The sequence below is a fragment of the Rheinheimera texasensis DSM 17496 genome, assembly GCF_000711985.1.
In the GTDB taxonomy this organism is placed as follows: Bacteria; Pseudomonadota; Gammaproteobacteria; order Enterobacterales; family Alteromonadaceae; genus Pararheinheimera; species Pararheinheimera texasensis.
The window spans coordinates 782,365-802,262 of sequence record NZ_JONU01000007.1; the positions used below are offsets into that span (position 1 = coordinate 782,365).

Below are 19,898 nucleotides of genomic sequence, written 5' to 3' on the forward strand. Positions count from 1 at the left end.
CCACAATTGCTGATGTTCACAGCAGCTGGCGATACTCAGTATCAATGCGATTCGGCCGCAACTTTTTCCGGACTCTGATACATCAGAATCGGTTGCGACTCACCGCGAATAACGGTTTCATCAACCACAACTTTGGCCACATCCTGCATTGATGGCAGCTCGTACATGGTATCGAGCAGCACGCCTTCAACTATAGAACGCAAACCGCGGGCGCCGGTTTTGCGTTCCATCGCTTTTTGCGCGATGGCTTTGAGTGCATCTTCACGAAACTCCAGTTCTACCCCTTCCATCTGGAATAGCGCACCAAATTGTTTAATCAGTGCGTTTTTCGGCTGACTCAGAATTTGCATCAGCGCGGCCAAATCCAGTTCAGTCAGCGTAGCAACGACCGGCAGACGACCGATGAATTCAGGGATTAACCCGAATTTCACTAAATCTTCCGGTTCAACGTCGCGGAAACTTTCAGTCAGGCTGCGGCTCGATTCTTTGCTTTTGACCTGAGCGCCAAAACCAATACTCGAGCCCTTGGCACTGCGCTGTTCAATGATTTTATCAAGCCCGGCAAAAGCGCCGCCACAGATAAACAGAATTTTCGAGGTATCAACCTGCAGAAACTCCTGCTGTGGATGTTTGCGGCCGCCTTGTGGCGGCACTGACGCAACGGTGCCTTCAATCAGTTTCAGCAGCGCCTGCTGCACCCCTTCACCTGACACGTCACGCGTGATTGACGGGTTTTCAGATTTACGTGAAATCTTGTCGATCTCATCAATGTAAACAATTCCCCGCTGCGCTTTTTCGACATCGTAGTCGCATTTTTGCAGCAGCTTCTGGATGATATTTTCCACGTCTTCACCGACATAACCGGCTTCAGTTAAGGTGGTGGCATCTGCCATGGTAAATGGCACATCGAGTAAACGGGCCAGCGTTTCAGCTAGCAGGGTTTTACCGCTACCGGTTGGACCAATCAGCAGAATGTTTGACTTACCGAGCTCAACATCCTGTTTCTGACCAACGGTGCGCAGGCGTTTGTAGTGATTGTAAACGGCAACCGCCAGCACTTTCTTTGCGTGCTCCTGACCTATGACGTAATCGTCCAGGTGAGTACGGATCTCCCGCGGCGTTGGCAGTTTATTGCCATCACGTTTTGGCGAAATATCTTTGATTTCTTCGCGGATAATGTCATTGCATAGGTCAACGCATTCGTCACAGATATAGACCTGTGGACCTGCGATTAACTTACGCACTTCGTGCTGTGATTTGCCACAGAAAGAGCAATACAGCAACTTGCTGCTCTTCTCGCCGTCAGTGCGATCAGACATGGAACTACCTCATTCTTGCTAAAGTGACGGCACTGCCGTCACTTTTTAAATTCACTGCCGCCTGGCAGGCTTATTTGGCTTCGCGCTTGGTCAGAATTTGGTCCACCAGACCATAATCCACCGCTTGTTGCGCGCTTAAGAAGTTATCGCGCTCAGTGTCGCGCACCACTTCTTCCAGAGTTTTGCCACAGTGCTCGGCCATCAGACGATTCAGTTTTTCTTTGATCGTCAGAATCTCTCGGGCATGGATTTCAAAATCAGTGGCCTGGCCCTGGAAACCGCCTAACGGCTGGTGGATCATCACGCGGGCATTCGGCAGTACATAACGTTTGCCTTTGGTACCACCAGACAACAGGAACGCACCCATACTGGCGGCCTGACCAACACACACCGTAGCGATATCACATTTGATATACCGCATAGTGTCATAAATGGCGAGGCCAGCAGTGACAGAACCGCCTGGAGAATTGATATAAATGTAGATGTCTTTTTCCGGGTTTTCTGATTCGAGAAACAGTAACTGCGCCACAATCAGATTGGCCATGTGGTCTTCGACCTGGCCGGTCAGAAAAATAACCCGCTCTTTGAGCAGACGGGAGTAAATATCAAAAGAACGTTCGCCTTTGGCGGTTTGCTCGATGACGATGGGGACTAACGCGTTAACTAATTCATTCATATGAGGTGTTGACACCATAACTGATTCCCTGAAATGCGGCAGCACAAATGAAAATGGCCTGAACACTGCTGCTCAGGCCATTAAAGCTGTCGACCGGACTAAAGTCAATCTTAGTTCGCAGCAGCCGGATTCATAATTTCGTCGAACTTAGCTGGTTGATCTGTAACTTTGGCTTTGGCCAGTACCAGATCAATCGCCTGCTCTTCCAGCGCGACGTTGCGCATACCTTGCAGCAGCTCTTTGTTGCTGTTGTAGTAGGCAACGACTTCTTTTGGATCTTCATAAGCAGATGCGACAGTTTCGATCAATGCCTGAACGCGTGAATCGTCAACCTGCAGGTTGTTGGTTTTGATCACTTCACCCAATAACAGACCCACTTTGACGCGGTCACGGGCTTGTTCAGTGAACAGCGCTGCTGGTAATTCCGGCAGGTTTTTCGCGTTCATGTTCTGACCAAAACGTTGCAGAGCCTGACGGCGCAGTACTTCAACTTCGCTGTCGATCAGCGCTTGCGGCACTTCCAGCTCGTGGTTTGCCAGTAAGCCTTTGATCACTTGCTCTTTTACCTTGCCTTTGATGGCTTGGTTCAGCTCGCGTTCCATGTTTTTGCGCACTTCAGTATGCAGCGCTTCAACAGTGTTTTCTGCCAGGCCAAACAGTTTCACGAATTCTTCGTTCACTTCTGGCAGCACTTGGGTTTCAACGCTGTTCAGTGTGATGGCGAACTGTGCGGCTTTGCCTTTCAGGTTTTCAGCGTGGTATTCGGCTGGGAAAGTCACATCGATAGTGAACTGCTCGCCGGCTTTTTTACCGATGATACCGTCTTCAAAACCAGGAATCATGCGGCCCTGGCCTAATTCCAGCGTAAAGCCGGCAGCTTTACCGCCTTCAAATTCTTCGCCATCGATTGAACCAGTGAAGTCCATATTGACGCGGTCACCAGCAGCAGCTGCATCGGCTTTAGCAGCCCAGGTAGCGTGTTGCTTACGCAGGGTTTCAATCATTTTTGCCATGTCTTCAGCAACGATTTCAACCACTGGCTTGGTTACTTCAACTTTTTCCAGACCAGTCAGCGCAACTTCAGGATACACTTCAAAAGTAGCGGTGAATGACAGGTCCTGACCTTCAGCCAGTTGACCTGGTGCGAATGTCGGGTTACCTGCCAGGTTCAGCTTGTTGCTGACGATGGCTTGGTAGAAGTGGTTTTGCATCTGACGTGAAGCAACATCTTGCAACACTGACAGACCGAACATTTTTTTGATGATTGATACAGGCGCTTTACCTGGACGGAAACCGTCAACGCGACGATTTTTAGCAATTTGGCGTAATTCTTTCTCGACTTCAGTACTGATAGCAGCAGCCGGAACTGTAATATTGACGCGGCGCTCTAAACCCTGAGTGGTTTCAACAGAAACTTGCATTTTGTTACCTCAAAATCAAAATCGGGCGTAGCGATACGCCGGCTTACCTGTGCCTGGCTCTGTTGCGTTAAAAGCGATGGCAGCCAGACTGAACGTTTAATAGGACGCGGCATTATAGCGGGGGTTTTCCGAGGCGTCGAGCTTTTGATGAACCCCCAGTATTGACGCGGCTTAGCGCTTAGTTTTTGACAAAAAGCAGAGTGATTTTCAGCAATTTTTTCCACCTGTTTGTGCCGTCAGAACCAGGCGCCGATAACCGCTGCCATAATAATCAGGTTCTTCAGCAGTTTGCACAAATCCATGTTGCTGGTACAGGCGCAGCGCCGCTGCGTTGTCCGGATCTGCCGTTAGCCAAAGCTGACTTACATCTGGCGCAATCTCAGGAAGTTGCTGCATAAAAGCCTGTAATAGAGCTTTGCCGATGCCCTGACCTTGGGTCTTCGGGTCCACAGCAAACGACATCAGGCTAAGCCGTTGCCGGTTGGATAGCTCGGGGCCACAAATCAGATAAGCCAGAATTTCGTCGCCCCGCCGCGCCACCCAAAATAGCTGTGGCCATAAGTCATAAGCCTGGCGGAAAAAAAATACCGGATAAACCGGAGGTGGGAATGCCGCTTCCTCAAGCGCTGCAACGGCCGCAAGCTCTTGTTTTAACACGGGACCAAAGCTTAATTCCCCAGATAATTCAGCCATATACACTCCTGTTTTTACAACTGCTCCGCCCCGCTGGGGCCGGTCCAGTGTATCGATATGCTACAATGGCGGCCAGCTTTACAGCAAAAAGCCGCGCCTGTTAAGGTGCAGTCTGCAATTGAACAGACGGTGATCTGATGAAGCATATTGATTTAAACGCAGATCTTGGCGAGGGCTGCGGTGACGATTTGGCGATTATCCCGCTGCTGTCTTCGGCCAACATCAGCTGTGGTACCCATGCCGGGACTGAAGAGGATATTCTGGCTGCACTTTTAGCCTGTAAACAACATCAGGTCTGTGTTGGCGCTCATCCTTCTTACCCGGACCGGGCCAACTTTGGCCGCCTGCCGCTGAACCTTGATCCGGCAGCGCTGACTCAAAGCCTGCAGCAACAACTCAAGTATTTTAAGGAGTTAGCGGAAAGAGCCGGTGTCAGGATGAGCTACATCAAACCGCATGGTGCTTTATATAACAAGGCGGCTGTAGACCACGATTTAGCAGGGCTTATCGTTGACCTCATCAAAACACAACATCCGGATGTCGCCGTGCTTACCTTACCGGACAGTGCGCTGTCTGAGCTTGGCAAAGCTGCCGGTATCGCGGTATTTCATGAAGCCTTTGCCGACCGGGCTTACACAGCGATCGGGCAGCTGGTGCCCCGCAGTCAAACGGGCGCTGTGCTCGATCATCAGGCCGCACTGACGCAAAGCCTGCGGCTGATCAGCACTGGCACTGTCATCAGTATCGACCAGCAAGAGATTAGCTTTCAGGCCGACAGTTTATGTGTGCACGGCGACAGCCCTGAAGCGCTGCAACTGGTGCACGAACTCAGCGCTGCTTTGCAACAAGCCGGTGTCAGCATCCGACCTTTTATCGGGAGCGCCGAATGAACTACTGGCCGCTATTAGGGATCGCTGTGGTGATCATTGGTTTTGTCCTGCGCTTTAATGCCGTACTGGTGGTGATTTGCGCGGGTATTGTCACCGGGCTGTGCGCGTGGATGCCACCGCTGCAGTTACTGAGCGCACTGGGTGAAAGTTTCCTGAAAACCCGCACTTTGCCGGTGATCCTGCTGTTACCACTTGCCATTATTGGTCTGCTGGAGCGGCATGGTCTGAAACAACAGGCGCAGCGATTTATCGCGGGTGTCAAAGGCGCCACGGTTGGCCGGCTGCTCAGTATTTATTTGCTGGCGCGTGAAGGCAGCGCCGCTTTGGGTTTAACCAGCCTGGGTGGTCATCCGCAAATGGTGCGCCCCCTGGTAGCGCCGATGGCGGAAGCGCTGGCAGAGCGGCAGCATCCGGGGTTGTCGCAGACGCTGCGGGACAAAGTCAAAGCCATGGCGGCGGCAACTGATAACATCGGTCTGTTTTTTGGCGAAGATGTGTTTGTCGCCTTTGGTGCCATAGTGCTGATGCACACTTTTTTGCGCGAATCCGGCATTGAAACCGACCCGATGCATATTGCGCTTTGGGGCATTCCAACAGCGATTGCAGCCTTTTTAATCCACGCCGTGCGCCTGCACCGGCTCGACCATGTTCTGGCGGCTGAACAGGCAAGACTGTCAAAAAGCGTGCAGCGCAATCCGGAGCCACCAGCATGTTAACGCTGACACATTTGTACTGGCTGGTTGGCGCCATTATGACGCTGGTAGCAGTGCTGACTTTATTGGACCAGGCCCACCCTCGCCGCTTTCGCAGTGGTTTATTCTGGCTCTGTTACGCAGCAATTTTTATCGTCGGTGATTGGCTACCAACCGCCGTAGTCGGCGCTCTGGTCATCGGCATGGCGCTGCTGGCCGGTTTGGGTGGTCTGGCTGCCGGCCCCTATCAGCCGCTGTCTGAAGCTCAGCAACAACACTCTTTGCAGCGTCTTGGCAAAAAGCTGTTTATTCCGGCGCTGGCGATCCCGGGTTTTACCTTAGTGTTGGTGCTGATGATGGGGCAAATGCCTGGTTTACATTGGTTTGATCCGAAAAACCTGACCTTACTGAGCCTTGGTGTCGCCTGCATACTGGCGTTTGCTATCGCCTGTTACCTGACACGGGAATCACCGCGTCAGGGTGGGCTTGAAGCCAAACGTTTACTCGAAGCCATCGGCTGGGCTTTTTTGTTGCCGCATCTGCTGGCGACCCTGGGCCTGCTGTTCAATCAGGCTGGCGTAGGGCAAATCATTGCCACGCTCAGCAATGATTATCTGCAACTCGACAGCCGGCTCGCAGCAGTTGCAGCCTACGCGCTGGCAATGGCTGGTTTTACCGTGATCATGGGCAACGCCTTTGCCGCTTTTCCGGTGATTACCGCCGGGCTTGGTATCCCACTGCTCATTATGCAGTACAACGCCAATCCGGCGGTGATGGCGGCGATAGGTATGTTCTGTGGCTATTGCGGCACTTTACTGACGCCGATGGCAGCGAATTTTAATATAGTGCCGGTGGCATTATTGGGGCTAAAAGATCAGCATGCGGTGATTAAAGCACAGGCGCCAACCGCTTTGCTGCTGCTGTTGGTGAATATCGTGCTGCTGGACCAGCTGGCGTTTTAATTGAAGAGTGTAGCGATGAAAGTGTTATTTACCGGTTTTGAGCCTTTTGGCGGCGAGAGCAGTAACCCAAGCGCGGAAGCCGTGCTGCAGCTTTGCAGTCAAAATGCACCCGCGGGAGTCAGCTGGCAGGCGCGGATCCTGCCGGTGGAGTTTAAACGCAGCGCCGAGTTACTAAATGACGCCATCAGCCAATTACAGCCAGATCTGGTGTTGTGCGTCGGGCAAGCCGGCGGGCGCACAGCAATATGTCTGGAACAGGTAGCTATCAATCTGTTGGAAGCACGTATAGCCGATAACAGCGGCTGGCAACCCAGCGGTGAAGCTGTTGTCAGCGGAGGACCGGCCGCTTATTTTAGCAATTTGCCACTCAAAGCAATTCGTGCGCAACTACAGCAAAACGGTATCCCGGCACAAATTTCTTATACTGCCGGCACTTATGTCTGCAATGCGCTGATGTACCAGTTGCTGCACAGCCTCGCAGCCCGGCCAGATCAGCCATGTCGCGGCGGCTTTATCCATATTCCATTTTCGCCGGAGCAGGCTGCCGCCAAACCGGATACTGCCAGTATGACCATTGCCACAGTCGTAGCAGGCTTGCGACAGTTGGTCCTGTGCTGTCAGCAATATCAAACAGACATCAAAGCCTCAGCGGGTACGCTTGATTAGCCGGACTTTTTAAATACTCAGCTGTGATCAGCCACGCTCAGCCTGCTCTTTTTTCAGCAGTTCATGCACTGTGACAAAACGGTAACCCTGCGCTTTTAACCGGCGGATAATCTCCGGCACCGCCTGCATGGTTGCCGCCCTGCTGTCGTACATCACATGCAGCAGGATAATAGAACCAGCTCTGGTATGTTTGACCGTGTGATCTGCCAACGCCTGCGGATCTTTGGCAATTTTCGGGAAGTTCTCCGGCGCCACATCCCAGGTCACACTGACCCTATGATGTTTCATCAGATACCAGGGTAATATCAGCAGTTTTTTGCCATAAGGCGGGCGGAAATAAATCACGCCATCAACCCCTTGCTGACGGAGTAATTCGTCGGTTTGTTCTAATTCGCGACTGATGTAGCCAGGCGTCTTAAAAATCAGCCGTTGGTGGTGGTAGCTATGGTTGCCGACCTGATGGCCAGCGGCAAGAATTTTCCCCACTAAGTCAGGGTGCTGCGCAACTTCCTTGCCGGTCAGAAAGAATGTTGCCGGGACTTGTTCAGTTTGCAGAATTTGCAGGATTTGTTCGGTTTTGTCCGGCGTCGGGCCATCATCGAAGGTCAGGGCTATCCATTTGTCGTTAATTTCCGCCCGGTGTTTCAGCTCGCCAAACAGCTGGAAATCCGGCATGGCGCTCAGGCGCCAGATACCGGCAACGCTGAACAGCACCAGCACCAAAAAAAACATAAAGTGGGTTTGCACACGCATGCCCGTTCCCTCTGTGTCCTGCGCGGACTTCTTGTTGTTGTGTGCGGCTTATCCGCCAGAAATTGGGGGTAAACTTAAGCATAAGTTGTGCCACACAAAGGGAAAAGCGCTAACACTGCCCCTGACTGGTGTGTTTCAACCAGCCCGGCGCGTCACAGCGAAGATGTTGTTGAATGTCTGCGGCGCATCTGTATAAAAAATTGACAGATGTCGCCTTGGGCGTTTAACTCATCCCGGCAAACTGATGTGCTGACGTACCCGTTCGGCAAGACCCAAACCGGCTTCAGACATCGTCAGATACGTATGGTCTGCCCCGGCCGCCATCACTTTACTTGCCTCATCCTGCTGCATCGAATGCGACACAATCAGGCCGGCAAAGCCTGAGGCTCGTAATTTCTGTGTTGCGATTAACTTGGCTTCACTGTCGCTTAAACACAGGATCACCGCTTTAATCCGGCCTAAATCCAGCCCTTGCCAGAACACCTGGTCTTCCGCGTCGGCAAACAACACATTGTCACCGCGTTCCTGATATTGCCGCACCCGCGCCGGGTCAGAATCGAGCCCGACCAGATGGGTTTTATGCTTCAGATAATCGTAAGCTGCCCCACCGGTGCGGCCCATGCCCATAATCATCACTTCTGCATCGCCCAGCGTGACCGGCTGTTCATCCGGGTGATGAATGTTGCGTTCCAGCGGGATCAGACGGTGCGCCAACCTTTCGTACAATGGGTGCGCATAGCGGTTGAGTGGTGCCGAAATAACAAAAGACAAGGCTACTGTCAAAGCAAGCGGAATTAAGAACTGCGGCATTGCCACGCTGGCAACAATCAGGGCAAACTCGCTGTAATTACTCAGCGTCAGGCCCGACAAAAAGGCACTGCGGGCACGTAATTTAAACAGCACTAACAGCGTAAAAAATAACGCAGCTTTGAGCGGTAACAACGCCGACATCACCACAGCAAACCACCAGGCCGATAAGTCCGGCAAGCCACCTAAACCAATCTGCAGGAAAAAACCGACCAGGAAAAACTCCTTTAAACTCCACAGTGTTTTGGATAATTCACCGGCTCTCGGATGCTTGGCAAGCATTGCGCCAAACACCAGAGCACCGAGCTCTGAACTGAGCCCCACCGCATGAAAACCCATGCCGCCCAACACCACAGCAAGCAGCACGCCGAACAGGATTTGCAGATCGTCATGGCCGGTTAAATCCAATAACTTAAACAACAATGGCCGCATTAGTGGTACCGCCAGAACTGCCAGAGCCCAATAAGACGGTGTCACACCACTGGAAAAACTTAACATCGCCATCGCAATCAAGTCCTGCACGACCAGAATGCCGACCGCCACCCGACCATGAAAGGCGCGGATCTCGCGTTTGCCTTCCAGCACTTTGGCGGCTAATACCGTTGAGGAAAATGCCAGGGCTGCACCCAGCATCAGCGCATAAAACCAACTGATATCAACAGCCAGCCAAATGACCGGGGCATACAATAAGGCCGAAATGGCAAAATGTAGCAAACTGCCGCCAAGCACTTCAGGTTTGAGTAAACTGCGCACATTGAGTTTGAGGCCCACAGTAAATAGCAGCAGCAACACGCCTAAATGTGCCACATGTTCAATAATGGCGTTGCCTTGCGGTAATTGTAGGGTTTCAGTACTGGCAGTGATGGCGAAGCCTGCGGCCAGATAACCAATCAGCGGCGGCAATCCACACAGCCGCACCAACATCCCGAGGCTGAAGGCAAACCCAATCCAGACTGCTTCTAAAATCAACGCTATCTCCTTGTTGCAGTTATTCTTTTAGTTTGACAGCCTGCGTCTGTACCAACAAGCCGTGCTATTGCGCCAAATCAACTGAGCCGGCTTTGCTTTTTCAGCGCCAGTGCTTGTTTAGCTTGTTGCCACTCCTGTGACGTGATGGCGGTGGCTGGGCTTTGCTCTGCATCCACATGCTGCCGCCGTGCCGCACAGCGTTCAAGAATTTGCTGTTGCTCAGCATCCGTCCTTTTGTTCCAGTCGACAATTTCTTCAATATGACGATAGCAGCCGGTACAAATTTTATCGTTATTCAGTTTGCAGCATGCAACACAAGGTGAATCCATCAGGGCCTCCGGCAGGTTTGCCTGCAAGTATGCCAAAATTTTCCGCGGTTGGCCCAGTTCAAAGCCTGTTCAGTATGGTTTAAGCCTTTTTGCGCTGTACCCGAAGCAGCAAAGGGCTGACGTTTGTCGCTGAGCAGCGCCTGACAGGCGCAGGTTCCAGGGCCTCCTCTTACATTCTGAAGCGGGCTGTGGCAGTTTGGTACTTTACCTCCACAGATCTGCCACAGCAGACAGCAAACCCAGGGACTCTTATGAACAATTGGTCGATGAACAAATGGCAACCCGCTCTACTGGCACTTTGTGTCAGCGCAGCATTAATTCCGGCACAGGCCGCTGATAAAAAAGCCGCATGGGACGTCAACGCCCCGCAAGGTAAATTCGAAACGGTGCAAATTAATACCGACAGCGGCACCTGGATGAATGTGGATGTCAGTCCCGACGGCAAAACCCTGGTGTTTGATGTGCTCGGAGATATTTATACGATGCCGGTCAGCGGCGGCACTGCCAAACGCCTGACCTCTGACATCGGCTGGCAAATGCAGCCAAGCTTCAGCCCGGATGGCAAATTTATCACTTACACCTCGGATGAAGGCGGTGGCGACAATATCTGGCTGATGAACGCCGACGGCAGTAACGCTCATGCGGTGACTGAAGAAACCTTCCGTCTGCTGAACAGCCCAGCGTGGAGCCCGGACGGTGAGTTTATCGTCGCGCGCAAACATTTTACCAACACGCGCTCATTGGGCGCCGGTGAAGTCTGGATGTACCATAAATCCGGCGGCAATGGCGTGATGCTGACAGAAAAAGCCAACGATGAGAAAGACTTAGGCGAACCAGCATTTTCTCCGGACGGCAAATATGTCTATTTCTCGCAGGACGACACGCCGGGTAAAACCTTCCACTACAGCAAAGATTCCGAACAAGGCATTTATGTCATCAAACGCTTTGAGCGCGAAACCGGCAAAATCGAGGTGTTGTTAGAAGGCGCCGGTGGCGCTATTCGCCCTACTCCTTCGCCGGACGGTAAGTTTCTCGCCTATATCCGCCGGGTTGATTTCCAGACCACATTAATGCTGTATAACTTAGAGTCCGGTGAAACTACTGAGCTATACGGCAAACTCGACCGTGACATGCAGGAAACCTGGGCCATTCATGGCGTTTATCCGCAAATGAGCTGGACGCCGGACAATAAAGCCATTGTGTTCTGGGCCGGCGGCAAAATCCAAAAACTGGATGTCGCCAGCAAACAAGTGGCGGCTATCCCGTTTAAAGTCGATGTGGAAAAGAAAATCCAACAGGCAGTGCGGGTTAAACAGAACCTCGACCACAACAACATCGACGTCAAAATGCTGCGGTTTGTCCAGGCCTCGCCGGATGGCAACACTGTGCTGTATTCGGCGCTCGGGCATTTGTACAAAGTCGCCGCCAAAGGCGGTAAACCGCAGCGCCTGACCGCACAAAACGAACATTTTGAGCTATATCCGTCGTTTTCCCGCGATGGCAAAAAACTGGTGTATGTCAGCTGGCACGACCAACAGCAGGGTCAGATTAAAGTCATTGATTTAGAGACTAATCAAGTCAGCACCGTAGTGAGTGCGCCGGGCAAATACCTGGAGCCTTCATTTAGCCCGGATGGTAAAACGCTGGTATTCCGCAAAGGCGGCGCCGGCAGTCTGCTCGACAAACGCTGGTCGCTGAATACCGGCATTTACACAGTGCCGGCCGCCGGCGGCGAGCTGAAACTGGTCAGCCGCAACGGTTTTGCGCCGCATTATGCTGACCGTAACGACCGCATTTTTGCCATGGATTATGGCCAGTCGCCGACGTTACTGACGATAGATCTTGCCACTGAAACCCAACGCACTTTATACAGCGCCAAATACGGCACAGAGTTTAAAGTGTCGCCCGATGGAAAATACGTGGCTTTTGCCGATCGCTTTAAAGTGTATGTCACGCCATTTGCCGAGCGCGGCGCTTCAATTGATATCAGCGGCAGCGACACCCAGTTTCCGGTGCGGCAGCTGTCTGTGCGCGCCGGTGAGAACATCAGCTGGAGCGGTAACAGCAAACAGCTGTACTGGAACTTAGGCCCTGAGCTTTATCACGCCAATTTAAGCAGCGTGTTTGACGTCGGCAGCGACAAAGCGGCGGATAAATTTAAAGTCGCCAATGGCCAGAATATCAGTTTCAGCAGCCCGGCCTATCAGGCGGAAGGCCTGGTGGCTTTTGTTGGCGGTCAGGTCATCACTATGCAAGGCGACAAAGTGATTCAGGACGGCGTGGTGCTGGTAGAAGGTAATAAGATCAAAGCCGTTGGCACGGTCGGCGAGGTGAAAGTGCCAGCCGGTGCCAAAGTCATCGACATCAAAGGCAAAACCCTGATGCCGGGCCTGTTTGATGCACACGCGCACGGCAGTCAGGGCGTGAATCAAATTATCCCGCAGCAAAACTATGCTAACTATGCGTCACTGGCGCTTGGTGTTACCAGTATTCACGACCCTTCTAATGACACGCAGGAAATCTTCACTGCCAGCGAAATGCAAAAAACCGGGCAGATTGTCGGCCCGCGGATTTTCTCCACCGGCACTATTTTGTACGGCGCTTATGGTGCGGGTTATACCTCGCATGTCGATAGCCTGGACGATGCCAAATTCCATCTGGAACGCTTAAAGAAAGTCGGCGCTTTCTCGGTGAAAAGCTATAACCAGCCGCGGCGTAATCAACGCCAGCAGGTGATTGAAGCGGCGCGTGAGCTCGACATGATGGTGGTACCGGAAGGCGGCTCGCTGCTGCAGCACAACCTCAGCATGGCGGTCGACGGCCACACCACGCTGGAGCATTCGCTGCCGGCCGCCAAACTCTATGACGATGTCAAACAGCTGTGGCGCGCCACTAAAACCGCCTACACGCCAACACTGGTGGTGGCTTATGGCGGCATCTGGGGCGAAAACTACTGGTACGACAAAACCGAAGTGTGGAAACACCCACGCTTGTCCAAATATGTGCCGATGGACGAATTACGGCCACGCAGTATGCGCCGGCCGACCGCACCAGATTCGCACTACAACCATTTCAGCATCGCGAAAATGGCCAAAGAACTCAGCGACGAAGGTGTGATCACCAATATCGGTGCTCACGGCCAACGCGAAAGTTTAGGCGCACACTGGGAGATCTGGATGTTTGCTCAAGGCGGCATGAGCCCGCTGCAGGCGCTGAAAACGGCCACCATCAACCCGGCGAAAACCTTTGGTATGGACCATCAGCTGGGCTCGGTTGAAGCCGGCAAACTGGCCGACCTGATTGTCATCGACGGCAACCCGCTGGCGGACATCCGCCAGAGCGACCGGGTGCAATACACCATGGTCAATGGCCGCTTGTTTGATGCCGAATCAATGCATGAACTGAACGGTCAGCAACAACAACGTCTACCGTTTTACTTCGAAAAACATTAAGAAAAGCCTTTAAGTCATCGCAAAATGCCGGCAATCGCCGGCATTTTTCTTTCTATTTTCTGCAAGCTTTCAGTGCTTTTATTGCACTTTTTTATCGACAGTAACCGATTTATGCTGCGAATTCTTGCTTAAACGGAGCGCTTGATGTCTGTAACCACCCCAATGCCGATGTTCTTTATTGGCCATGGCAGCCCGATGAATGCGTTGGAGTCTAACCGCTGGACTACAGCGTGGCGTCAACAGGTAGCAGCCCTGCAGCCTAAAGCGATTCTGATGATTTCTGCACACTGGGACAAACCTGGGCTGAGAGTACTGACCGAGCCACATCCCCGCACTATTCATGATTTTGGCGGTTTTCCGCCTGAGTTATATCAGCAGCAATACCCGGCGCCGGGCTCAGCAGCCTTGGCTGCACTACTGCTGGAGTTATTGGCCGATGACGGCGCGGCGGCAGACAGTCAGTGGGGTTTTGACCACGGCACCTGGTCGGTGCTTTGTCATGCTTTTCCGGCAGCCGATGTGCCTGTGGTGCAGCTCTCTATCGACAGTTGTAAAGATGCGGCCTGGCATTTAGCGCTGGGCAGAAAACTGGCGGTTTTGCGTGAAGAAGGTGTGCTAATTATGGCTTCCGGCAACATAGTGCATAACTTGCGGTTATTAGATTGGCGCGACGGCCCGGTGCCGGACTGGGCGGTGCAGTTTCTACGGAAGGTACAGAGTTGTATCGAGAGTAGAGACTGGCAGCAGCTGACCAATTATCGCAGTTGGGGCGAGTCAGCCGCGTTGGCAGTTCCGCATCCGGACCACCTGCTGCCACTGTTTTATCTGCTCGGCACTGCGGATAAAACCGAGCCTCTGCAGTGGTTTAATCAGGATTTTACACTGGGCAATCTCGCCATGCATAGTTTACGGATTGGCTAACCCGGCCCTATAACCTCGCCAGTTTACGTTTTTCTTCCAGCCGCTCAGCCGCATTGCTCCATTGCTCGAGTGTTACATCCTGACGCGTCATGGCTTTACTTAAAGCGGGCTGCGGAGCCAGCACGGCTGGTTTTGGCAGCAGCAGCGTCAGTACGCCGTCCAACAAAGCGATGGCGCAAAAACCTGCGACAAAATAGCCAGCTGCTACTTTTTGTTGTGTTGTTGGGTGCCAAGCCATGCTTTTACCTCTGCTAACCATTGTTCACGGGCGGCGGGTTTGAGTGCCCGCTCTTCGAAATAACCATATTGCAGGCGTTTATCTGATTTCAGTTCCAGCATGATGCGGTCTTTGCCTTCTTTCAGATCATGGAATTCCAGATCGCCGGCTTTTAATGTCGCCGCATATTTCAGCACCAGCGCACGAAATTCCGGATTGAGGCCTTTTGGCGCCGCCAGTTCAATCCGGCATAAGTTGTTACGACATTCGCTGTCGTAGATGCGCAGCTCATTAGCGCCAACATTTTGGGCCACATGCGCAATCATAAACTCGGTAGCTTCGGCCCAGGTATCGTCCCGAACCTGATCGGCAAAATCAGCGTTAGCGGCGATGAGCGAGAGTTCCAAATCACGTAATTTATTCAGCTCCAGCTGGGCATTTAACGCCGGTAACGCCGGCTCGCCATATTTGGTATAAAACGACATTAGCGGCGCCAGAGCAGCGGCCGTTTCAGCTTCAGACTGCCACAGCGCCTGCCACTGCCACTGCGGCGCATGGGCAAAAGGCCATAACAGATAAGCGCAGATTCCGGCGGCAAGCGCCCGGTAATGCAAAGGAATTAGTTCTAGCGACCAACGCATCTATGTACCTGAATTCGTTGAAAAAGCTGAAGGTATGGTAACAGAATCCAGCAGCAGGCCGAACTGCTGCACGGCCTGCTCCGGTAATAAGCTAAATAAAATATCGCGCTGATACATAAACCCAAGTTTTTCCAGCACGCGGATGGAGCCTTGGTTCTGCGGATGGACTAAACCATAGATCTGCTGTTGAGCCCTGCCTTGTGGACATTGCACCGGCCGTTGCTTCGCATCAGCCAGCACCGCAAGTGATGCTTCCACAGCAAGTCCTTGCCCCCAGTACGGCTGTAACAAACGATAGCCCAAATCAAAACCATCGATTTCGTCGACCCATTTCAGGCCGCAAAAACCAATAATTTCGCCAGTTGCGGGCCACACTATAGCCAGCCGGCCAAAACCGGTGCGTTGGTAATCGTGAAGCGGATGACTTTGCAAATAAGCCAGCGCTTCGTCCTCGGTTTGCATCGGCGGCGAGCCAATATACCGCATCACCAGCGGGTCGTTGCCAAGCCGGAACATGGCCGGGGCGTCAGTGGCAGTAAAAGGCCGCAGCTGCAGCCGGGCGGTTCTGATCAATTTAGCCATCATGCTGCATCCTGCAAGGAATAATTAGCCTTTGCCTTTTTTATAAGACGCCTGCCCTGAAGACTTAGACGTCTGTTGCTGCTTACGGATCAGCGCTTCTTTCACCGGATTCATGCCGGTGTGTTTGGTCACCGCAATTTTGCCGCCGGCTTTGGGTTTGAGGTTTTTCTCATCGCGAGTCTCTTCAGGCACCAGACAACCTTTGCCTTTGCCGATGAGTTTACCAAGGCCCATCTTCAGCAACGCTTCACGGATCATCGGCCAGCCAGCCGGATCATGGTAACGCAGCAACGCTTTGTGCAGCCGGCGCTGGCGCTCACCTTTGGCGACAGCGACTTTTTCAGTGTTACCTTTTAGATTCTTCAGTGAATTCAGTTCGGTATGATAAATCGTTGTGGCGTTGGCCATCGGGCTTGGGTAGAAGTTTTGCACTTGATCTAAGCGGAAATCGCGCTCTTTCAGCCACAGCGCCAGATTGACCATGTCGAGATCTGTAGTGCCCGGATGCGCCGAAATAAAATACGGGATCAGGTACTGTTCTTTACCGGCTTCGCGGCTGTATTTGTCAAACATCGCCTTGAATTTGTCATAAGCACCCATGCCCGGCTTCATCATCTTCGACAATGGGCCTTCTTCAGTATGCTCTGGCGCAATCTTTAAATAACCACCAACGTGGTGCTGCACCAGTTCACGCACATAATTCGGATCTTCGACTGCCAGGTCATAACGCACACCGGAAGCAACCAGTACTTTTTTCACGCCGGGCACTTTACGCGCCGAGCGGTATAAATCGACGGTTGGGCTTTGGTCTGTGTCCATGTGCTCACAAATGGTCGGATAAACACAAGACGGCCGGCGACAGGTTTGTTCGGCTTTTGGATTTTTACAGCGCAGCCGGTACATGTTCGCGGTCGGGCCACCCAAATCGGAGATCACGCCGGTAAAGCCTGGCACTTTGTCGCGAATTTCTTCGATTTCACGCAAAATCGATTCTTTCGAGCGGCTTTGGATGATACGGCCTTCATGTTCGGTAATAGAGCAGAACGAACAGCCGCCGAAACAGCCGCGCATGATATTGACCGAGGTTTTGATCATGTCATAGGCCGGAATTTTGGCTTTACCATAGACCGGATGCGGTACACGCTGATACGGCAGACCAAACACACCGTCCATTTCTTCGGTCGTTAATGGAAACGCCGGCGGATTGAGCCAGACTGAGCGGTCGCCGTGGCGCTGCATAATAGCGCGGGCACAACCCGGATTGGTTTCCTGGTGCAAAATACGCGAAGCGTGGGCATACAGTGGTTTATTCACACTGACCTGCTCAAAAGCCGGCAACTTCACATAGGTTTTTTCCCAGGGTTTTTGCCGCGGTGGCTGTACCAGAACAGGCTTGGCTTCGACTTCTGCCGGTTTGGATAAATCGATACCAGCCTGAGCGAATTCTGAATAACTGCTGCAACCGACGTCGTCCGCGCCATATGGATTGGGAATAGGGTCAATTTTGCCGACTTTATCGATAGCGGTAGAATCCACACCGCGCCATTCTGGTAATGGCTCTTTGCGGATCACCGCAGTGCCGCGGATATCTTGTAAGGTACTGATAGGCTCACCGGCAGCCAAGCGATGCGCTACTTCCACCAGTGGACGCTCGGCATTGCCGTAAATTAATAATTCGGCTTTGGCATCAAAAATAATGGAGCGGCGGACTTTTTCCTGCCAGTAATCATAATGCGCGATACGGCGCAGACTGGCTTCAATACCGCCGATAATGACCGGCACATCTTTAAAGGCTTCTTTGCAGCGCTGTGAATAGACAATCACCGCGCGGTCTGGGCGCTTGCCACCTTCGTTGCCCGGGGTGTAAGCGTCGTCGTGTCGCAGTTTTTTGTCGGCGGTGTAGCGGTTAATCATCGAATCCATGTTGCCGGCCGACACACCGAAAAACAGCTTAGGTTTACCCAGCCGCATAAAATCGTCTTTGCTGTTCCAGTCCGGCTGCGCAATGATACCCACCCGAAACCCCTGGCTTTCCAGCATCCGCCCCACCACCGCCATGCCAAAGCTCGGGTGGTCTACATAAGCATCACCCACCACCAAAATAATGTCGCAGCAATCCCAGCCAAGCTTGGCCATTTCGGCTTTGCTCATCGGTAAAAATGGCGCTGGTTTAAAATTATCGCCGCGATATTTGGGGTAAGAAAACAAACCGCGTTCTGCGGACATACGCTCGACCGGCGCAGATTTTCGGGATGGAACTGTGGTGCTGGTCATAGCAATGTCTCATCTACGGCAAAAAAAGGTTGAGCATTATACTCAAGTATTTGTCTGAATGCGACTTGTCTGGCGGGCTTTCCGTTGCGGTACCTGACTGCGCGAGGATGAAATTCACTGGGTCCGATTTATCAGATTTTCTTACAAACAGATATCATAAACCCAGGGTTAAGCAGCTGTTAATTTTCAGCCACTTAGATTGCAACTGTCCCCAGTCTTTGTTCAGGAATCCATTATGCGTCAGTTCCGCTTCATTGCGCTGTTATCCACTTGTTCTCTATTGGCTTTGCCAGCGGCTTTGCATGCGCAAACTGTTGTTTATCTTGATGAACCAGATGTCGGTTGGGTATCGCCGTACCTGAGCTATGAAGCCAACGACAAAGGCCAGATCACCACACTCGGCGCGGTGTTTCAGTCCGATGCGCATTTTCAGCTGGCGGTGGGCCTCGCGTCTTATTACAGCGATAAATATCCGCAATATGGTATGTATCAACCCGAGATAGAGTTTCTGAACCTCGATACCTCAGTACGTTTTGGCGTTTTTGACAAAATCAGTTTATATGGCGAAGTCGGTGTGGCACTGGATGAGCTGATTTTCGATGAAGAAGAGCATGATTATTACGACCGCTGGGGTGGGCACTATGAAAAAATGGGGCCCATCGACTGGTTTGCCGGCGTCGGTGCCGGCATTGAACTGAATAATCTGTCACTGCGTGCCTTCGGCCGCTACCGCTATTTGCGTAGCTATGAGCAGGAATATCTGGCGGCGCTGGACCCTTGGGTCCATGGCCAGCCAGAAGATGGACAGTGGTTTGCCGGGGTGGAACTCAGCCTGCGCTTTTAAAACCAGCCAAGGCCTCTGGCTATGGTCAACAGCCCTAACAGCATAAACACGCCGCAGGCGACGCGGCGTGCCCAGTCCAGCGGTACTACTTCCAAAATGTATTTGCCGAAATACACTACCGGCACATTGGCCGCCAACATGCCTAGCGTCGTACCGACAATCACTAAAGTGGTTGCATCGTAAGTGGCAGCCAGAATCACAGTGGCAATTTGCGTCTTATCGCCAATTTCAGCGAGGAAAAACAACACAGTACTGGCGGCAAAAGCGCCGTATTTCAGCATGCCATTTTCTTCACTGTCGTCTTTGTCCGGGATCAGTAACCACAGCGCCACAGCAATAAAAGAACCACCCAATAACCAAGCCTGCCAACCCGCCGGGATAAACTGCGCCACCCAGGCGCCAAACCAGGCAGAGGCGGCATGATTGAGCAGCGTTGCGACTAAAATGCCGGCAACAATTGCGCCACGTTGGCGAAAGCGTGCAGCCAAAAACAAAGAGAGTAATTGGGTTTTGTCACCGATCTCAGCAATAGCCACGCCGGTGAAAGAAGAGATAAAAGCGTCCATGGAAATACTCAGCGGGATTGGCCAAAGACAACGCTGTGGCTCCCGCATTGGGCCACGACGCTGTCTCAGGTCTCATCAGAACATTGCAGTTGCAAGTTCCGCTGCCGCCATGTGCGTTGGCACAAGTATGTTGACGACAGCCCATAAGCATGGCGCTTATGGCGATTACTCCCCCAAGTCAGGAAGCGGGCATTGTAAGCATGCGAAAGGCCGGCAGCAAGTCA

19 protein-coding genes and 1 riboswitch are annotated in these 19,898 nt (G+C 52.5%); of the genes, 7 read left to right on the forward strand and 12 right to left on the reverse strand.

Annotation, left to right across the window (positions count from 1 at the left end; translation table 11 throughout):
• Window positions 1–41 precede the first annotated feature (41 nt).
• From clpX to Q399_RS0103615, 4 genes are all read right to left on the reverse strand, one after another.
• Window positions 42–1,319 carry an ATP-dependent protease ATP-binding subunit ClpX gene (clpX, locus tag Q399_RS0103600; RefSeq protein ID WP_031565613.1) on the reverse strand — a complete coding sequence of 426 codons (1,278 nt, stop codon included), beginning with the start codon at window positions 1,317–1,319 and terminating at the stop codon, window positions 42–44.
• Between the two features lie 70 nt (window positions 1,320–1,389).
• On the reverse strand, window positions 1,390–1,995 hold the full coding sequence (gene clpP / locus Q399_RS0103605) for an ATP-dependent Clp endopeptidase proteolytic subunit ClpP (protein ID WP_037045517.1): 606 nt from the start codon (window positions 1,993–1,995) through the stop codon (window positions 1,390–1,392).
• A gap of 110 nt (window positions 1,996–2,105) precedes the next feature.
• Window positions 2,106–3,416: a trigger factor gene (gene tig, locus Q399_RS0103610; RefSeq protein WP_031565617.1), complete on the reverse strand. Its 1,311-nt coding sequence runs from the start codon at window positions 3,414–3,416 to the stop codon at window positions 2,106–2,108.
• Window positions 3,417–3,623: 207 nt separating this feature from the next.
• Window positions 3,624–4,109 carry a GNAT family N-acetyltransferase gene (locus Q399_RS0103615; protein WP_031565619.1) on the reverse strand — a complete coding sequence of 162 codons (486 nt, stop codon included), beginning with the start codon at window positions 4,107–4,109 and terminating at the stop codon, window positions 3,624–3,626.
• A 137-nt stretch (window positions 4,110–4,246) separates the two neighbouring features.
• Between Q399_RS0103615 and pxpA the strand changes: the two genes are divergently transcribed.
• Genes pxpA through pcp form a run of 4 tightly spaced genes read left to right on the forward strand, consistent with a single transcriptional unit; the run spans window position 4,247 to window position 7,319 of the window.
• A complete protein-coding gene (gene pxpA, locus Q399_RS0103625) occupies window positions 4,247–4,999 on the forward strand; it encodes a 5-oxoprolinase subunit PxpA (protein WP_031565621.1) in 753 nt (250 codons plus the stop codon).
• Window positions 4,996–5,715, forward strand: coding sequence for a DUF969 domain-containing protein (locus tag Q399_RS0103630; protein ID WP_031565623.1), 720 nt, complete (start codon window positions 4,996–4,998; stop codon window positions 5,713–5,715). Before pxpA ends, Q399_RS0103630 begins: the two co-directional genes overlap by 4 nt.
• Window positions 5,709–6,653: a DUF979 domain-containing protein gene (locus Q399_RS0103635; RefSeq protein ID WP_031565625.1), complete on the forward strand. Its 945-nt coding sequence runs from the start codon at window positions 5,709–5,711 to the stop codon at window positions 6,651–6,653. Before Q399_RS0103630 ends, Q399_RS0103635 begins: the two co-directional genes overlap by 7 nt.
• A 15-nt stretch (window positions 6,654–6,668) precedes the next feature.
• Window positions 6,669–7,319 (forward strand): pyroglutamyl-peptidase I, encoded by a 651-nt coding sequence (pcp, locus tag Q399_RS0103640; RefSeq protein ID WP_031565628.1) that lies wholly within the window; start codon window positions 6,669–6,671, stop codon window positions 7,317–7,319.
• A gap of 27 nt (window positions 7,320–7,346) precedes the next feature.
• Here pcp and Q399_RS0103645 read toward each other — a convergent pair whose 3' ends face one another.
• From Q399_RS0103645 to Q399_RS0103655, 3 genes are all read right to left on the reverse strand, one after another.
• Window positions 7,347–8,072 (reverse strand): polysaccharide deacetylase family protein, encoded by a 726-nt coding sequence (locus Q399_RS0103645; protein ID WP_031565630.1) that lies wholly within the window; start codon window positions 8,070–8,072, stop codon window positions 7,347–7,349.
• Window positions 8,073–8,300: 228 nt separating this feature from the next.
• On the reverse strand, window positions 8,301–9,848 hold the full coding sequence (locus Q399_RS0103650; RefSeq protein ID WP_245612817.1) for a cation:proton antiporter family protein: 1,548 nt from the start codon (window positions 9,846–9,848) through the stop codon (window positions 8,301–8,303).
• Between the two features lie 77 nt (window positions 9,849–9,925).
• The gene (locus Q399_RS0103655; protein WP_031565634.1) at window positions 9,926–10,177 is read right to left on the reverse strand and encodes a DUF1289 domain-containing protein; all 252 of its coding nucleotides are present in this window, start codon (window positions 10,175–10,177) and stop codon (window positions 9,926–9,928) included.
• Between the two features lie 251 nt (window positions 10,178–10,428).
• Here Q399_RS0103655 and Q399_RS0103660 point away from each other — a divergent pair, with 251 nt between their 5' ends.
• Both Q399_RS0103660 and ygiD read left to right on the forward strand, forming a co-directional pair.
• Entirely contained in the window at window positions 10,429–13,629 is a 3,201-nt protein-coding gene (locus Q399_RS0103660) for an amidohydrolase family protein (protein WP_245612818.1), read from the forward strand.
• 144 nt (window positions 13,630–13,773) lie between these two features.
• The gene (gene ygiD / locus Q399_RS0103665; protein ID WP_051685708.1) at window positions 13,774–14,550 is read left to right on the forward strand and encodes a 4,5-DOPA-extradiol-dioxygenase; all 777 of its coding nucleotides are present in this window, start codon (window positions 13,774–13,776) and stop codon (window positions 14,548–14,550) included.
• 7 nt (window positions 14,551–14,557) lie between these two features.
• Here the strand turns inward: ygiD and Q399_RS0103670 are convergent, their stop codons facing one another.
• Genes Q399_RS0103670 through Q399_RS0103685 form a run of 4 tightly spaced genes read right to left on the reverse strand, consistent with a single transcriptional unit; the run spans window position 14,558 to window position 18,216 of the window.
• Entirely contained in the window at window positions 14,558–14,788 is a 231-nt protein-coding gene (locus Q399_RS0103670; RefSeq protein WP_031565641.1) for a hypothetical protein, read from the reverse strand.
• Window positions 14,755–15,408, reverse strand: coding sequence for a hypothetical protein (locus Q399_RS0103675; RefSeq protein WP_031565643.1), 654 nt, complete (start codon window positions 15,406–15,408; stop codon window positions 14,755–14,757). Before Q399_RS0103675 ends, Q399_RS0103670 begins: the two co-directional genes overlap by 34 nt.
• Window positions 15,409–15,993 (reverse strand): GNAT family N-acetyltransferase, encoded by a 585-nt coding sequence (locus Q399_RS0103680; protein ID WP_051685709.1) that lies wholly within the window; start codon window positions 15,991–15,993, stop codon window positions 15,409–15,411.
• Window positions 15,994–16,014: 21 nt separating this feature from the next.
• A complete protein-coding gene (locus Q399_RS0103685; protein ID WP_051685710.1) occupies window positions 16,015–18,216 on the reverse strand; it encodes a YgiQ family radical SAM protein in 2,202 nt (733 codons plus the stop codon).
• Between the two features lie 283 nt (window positions 18,217–18,499).
• Here Q399_RS0103685 and Q399_RS0103690 point away from each other — a divergent pair, with 283 nt between their 5' ends.
• Window positions 18,500–19,108, forward strand: a complete 609-nt coding sequence (locus tag Q399_RS0103690; RefSeq protein ID WP_031565649.1) for a hypothetical protein — start codon at window positions 18,500–18,502, stop codon at window positions 19,106–19,108.
• Here the strand turns inward: Q399_RS0103690 and Q399_RS0103695 are convergent.
• Window positions 19,105–19,674, reverse strand: a complete 570-nt coding sequence (locus Q399_RS0103695) for a TMEM165/GDT1 family protein (protein ID WP_031565651.1) — start codon at window positions 19,672–19,674, stop codon at window positions 19,105–19,107. The two genes, Q399_RS0103690 and Q399_RS0103695, sit on opposite strands and share 4 nt — an antisense overlap.
• Before the next feature lie 3 nt (window positions 19,675–19,677).
• Window positions 19,678–19,860: riboswitch (yybP-ykoY riboswitch) on the reverse strand.
• Window positions 19,861–19,898 lie beyond the last annotated feature (38 nt).